The sequence below is a fragment of the Haladaptatus sp. W1 genome, assembly GCF_001723155.1.
GTDB lineage: Archaea > Halobacteriota > Halobacteria > Halobacteriales > Haladaptataceae > Haladaptatus > Haladaptatus paucihalophilus.
The window spans coordinates 1-2,063 of sequence record NZ_MEIH01000063.1 but is presented as its reverse complement, the minus strand read 5'-3'; the positions used below and the strand labels follow the sequence as shown (position 1 = coordinate 2,063).

General features: G+C 65.2%; 1 protein-coding gene and 2 pseudogenes. 1 reads left to right on the top strand and 2 read right to left on the bottom strand.

What is annotated here, in order from left to right:
- Positions 1 to 68: 68 nt before the first annotated feature.
- Positions 69 to 475 (bottom strand): annotated as a pseudogene (locus BG842_RS03375) (30S ribosomal protein S19e); the annotation flags it as partial.
- A gap of 273 nt (positions 476 to 748) precedes the next feature.
- Positions 749 to 1,492 (bottom strand): annotated as a pseudogene (locus tag BG842_RS03370) (flippase-like domain-containing protein); the annotation flags it as partial.
- Positions 1,493 to 1,674: 182 nt separating this feature from the next.
- Here BG842_RS03370 and BG842_RS03365 point away from each other — a divergent pair.
- Positions 1,675 to 2,063 (top strand): AIR synthase related protein (locus BG842_RS03365; protein WP_254662864.1); only part of this gene is annotated, 389 nt, incomplete at its 3' end.

Below are 2,063 nucleotides of genomic sequence, written 5' to 3'. Positions count from 1 at the left end.
TAGCGTTGGCGTTCGGCTTTCCACCGAGCCGTAGTCCAGCACGAGTGTTCCGAGCGTCTCCATTGTTCGCCAGCTGTGTCGTCGAGGAGGCTTCGGCCGTCCGCCGTGATTTCGCGGCCGCGGTGCTCGTTGGACTGGATGAGGTCTTCCTCTTCGAGCTGCTGGAGAATGGTGCGAATGACCTTCTTGCTGCCGTCCGAGCGGTGGTTCGGCGCGACGGCGTAGCGGTTCGAACCGCCCTTGCTGCCGCCGTATTCGGTCGAGAGGCGCTCGACACCGATGGGACCGTTCATGGCGACCTTTCGGAGGAGGCTCCCCGCACGGATGTGCCAGAAGTTCTCCTGTTCGGGGGAAGTTCGCGCTGGGAACCGGTTTTGGTGAATTCGGCCCAGTCTGGTCGGTCGAATCGATCCTCAAGTTCGTCGGCGAGCGCGTCGATAAGCGCATCCGCCGGAACGTCGTAGAGCGTCGTCATACGACTGATTTCCGTGCGGCGGCGTTTAAAGCCATCGTTACAGAGTTCAAACGGGAGCGGGCGTCTCCCCGTCAATCGCTCCTGACGCTGCCGGTACTCGCGTTGTCGGCTTCCAGCATCGCGGTGGTAGAGCCACCGATGAGGATGGGGAGCAGGTAGGTCGCGCCGCGGTGGATGACCGCCGCCGCGCTCGCCGTCGCCACCGAAACCCGGCGATGGGACGAGCAAGAGGACTAATGCGGCGTCGAGCGCACCGAGGCCGCCCGGAAGGGGCGCGACACCCGCGATGCTCCCGATGGGGACGACGAACAACACGGCGGCGAACGGGACGGTGTAGCCGAGCGCGTAGAACGACAGCCACAGCGAGACCGAGGACAGAAGCCACCCGAGCGCGGAGAAGAAGACCGAGAGCGCGAGTTTACGGCGATCTCCGGCGACCCGTTCGATGGCGTCGAAGAACCCGCGGAGTCGGTGGACCACCGCGGGTTTCGTCGTCGGGGAAACCGGCGGCACGAACCGAGCGAAAAAGCCGACGACCCGAACGACGCCCGTTGCGATGGTCAGCTCGACGGTATCCCGCTTTCGCCACCCGACGACCGCGACCGTCGGAACCGCGACGGCGAGTGCGACGATGGACAGCGCTATCATCACCGCCGTATCGCCGAGCGTGAGCACCGTCGCGTAGTAGACCACGCCGACCAGCGCGAACGAGATGGACGGGACGAAGTTGATGGAGTCCACGCTGGCGATGGCACCGAGACTCGACTCGTAATCGGCGTTCGTCGTCCGCGAGATGAGGAGCGCGGCGAACGGTTCGCCGCCCGCTTGCCCGAACGGCGTGACGTTGTTGGCGAACGTCGCTCCCGCGTAGAGGAAAAACGAGCGGAGGACGGTGATACGAATGCCGAGGACGCCGAGGACGGTCCGAAGCGACATCGACCACGCGAAGAGCCATCCGAGGGCGACGACGGCGACGAGCACGATAACGCGACCGTCGGCCATCGAGAGCGTGGCCATCACCTCGTCGATACCGGCGAGAAAGAAGATGACTAGCAGGACGGCAAGCGCGGCTACGAAGCCGACGAGAATCGTCTGCACGTCACCCAGGTCGAGACGCATCAACTTTCCAATAACGCGCGGGTGGCTTGAAGCCAACGAAGACCGTTCGTCTTTTTCCCCACCGTGAGAAAACGTCGGGTATGGACGAACGGGCCGCGCTCCGTCTGCTCGAAGGAACCCTCTCCGACGCGGGTGACGACGCGGCAGTCATCGATGGACACGTGCTGACGACGGACATGCTCCACGAGACGACGGATTTCCCCGACGCGACGACGCGGTACACCGCTGGCTGGCGGTCGGTCGGTGCCTCGCTCTCCGACGTCGCCGCGATGGGCGCGAACGCAGTCGCGGGTGTCGCCGTCTACGCCGCACCGGAGTTCGACCCCGACGACCTCGAATCGTTCGTCGCGGGTGCGAGCGACGTGTGCGAGTCGGTCGGCGCGCGGTACGTCGGCGGCGACCTGGACACCTTCGAGGAGTTCACGGCGTCGACGACGGTGCTCGGGGAAACCGACGACCCGGTGTTACG